The sequence below is a fragment of the Paraburkholderia sp. EG286B genome (assembly GCF_040965655.1).
In the GTDB taxonomy this organism is placed as follows: Bacteria; Pseudomonadota; Gammaproteobacteria; order Burkholderiales; family Burkholderiaceae; genus Paraburkholderia.
In genome coordinates this window covers 1-1,145 of the sequence record NZ_JBFRCF010000123.1, presented here as the reverse complement: position 1 = coordinate 1,145, position 1,145 = coordinate 1, and the positions used below count along the sequence as shown (strand labels likewise).

The 1,145-nt window shown below is 57.1% G+C and carries 2 protein-coding genes; both read left to right on the top strand.

The features are described 5' to 3' along the window. Positions 1 to 3 precede the first annotated feature (3 nt). Positions 4 to 534, top strand: a complete 531-nt coding sequence (locus tag AB4Y42_RS44010) for a cupin domain-containing protein (protein ID WP_368697864.1) — start codon at positions 4 to 6, stop codon at positions 532 to 534. A 4-nt stretch (positions 535 to 538) separates the two neighbouring features. Next, positions 539 to 1,012, top strand: coding sequence for an FAD-dependent oxidoreductase (locus AB4Y42_RS44005; protein WP_368697863.1), 474 nt, complete (start codon positions 539 to 541; stop codon positions 1,010 to 1,012). Positions 1,013 to 1,145 lie beyond the last annotated feature (133 nt).

Sequence of the window (1,145 nt, the reverse complement as noted above, 5' to 3'; positions counted from 1 at the left end):
CAGATGATCCAGATACGCGTCAAATTCATCGACATCTTCTCTCATCGCGATCGCCCGAAGTCTGTATTATTCAATACTACCAGGTATCGCTTCGCTGCAAATGAATTTTGTGACACAGTAAGACTAGGGCTGGATGCAAGGGGCGATCGCGTCTTAATCGAAGGTAGCGCGCGCTTTGCAGACATTGACGGTATTCGGCAGGGAACGGTTGCGTGCGGCCCAGTTACCACCTGTGCTATAAGTGTGACCATGTGTGAGTTCGAGGGCTTGGCGAGTGAACAGCCCAAGGCGCCATTCCGGCTTGCGTCATTTCGCGTCGCTCCTAGTTGCGCCACCGTTGCAGAAGCGCATGATGTCCCGGAACTTTGGCATCTCTCCAGGGGGCATGGTCGTGCGGTAGTCGACGGCCGGAGCATTGAGTTGAAGACAGGCGACGTGGTTCAATTCGGCCCTCGAGTTCGCCACCAGTTGCACAACGTTGGAAATGAGGCTATAGAGGCCGTTTCGATTTGGTGGGAGGTGCCCCCATCATGACCATGTGCTTCGATCTTGGCTTGTCGTTGTCGGCGGAGGCATCTCTGGCCTCTATACCGCGCTGGAAGCGAAACGTCGTGCACTAGGCGCCAGCGTCGCACTCATCGAGCGTGCGAGCGTTGGCAGCGGCGCGACGGCCTATGCGCCAGGGATTCAAGTGGCGTTCGGCCGTGATGCCATTGAGCGGGATTTGGTGCGGCGTGGCCTAGACGGCTGGCGCCGCACGTTTCGCGAACACGGGATTCAGGTTGGCCGCCAATGCGATCTGCTGTGGATGACGCGTGATCCGAATGATGTTCTGAAAGGTCATTTAAGCGATTCCCTCAATGCCGTAGATACGTGCACTTTGGGCTCATATCTGCCAAGTCTCCTGCTGGACAGCGCGCCTACTGACCTTGTAGCACTCGCCGATCGTGCGATGTACACACCGGGGGCGGTGCTCGCGGCTGCGTTGCGAACTCATCTTGAAGGCCTCTGACCACGATAAGCACTTATGCTCTGCAGCGCATAAGGCTGATTAGGCACAGTTCCCGATTACGCTCAGTTCGCGGGCAGGGGCGATTCACTTGGGTTGCTGGGCATTGGTTGTTGCTGTCCGGGACTGGAAACGT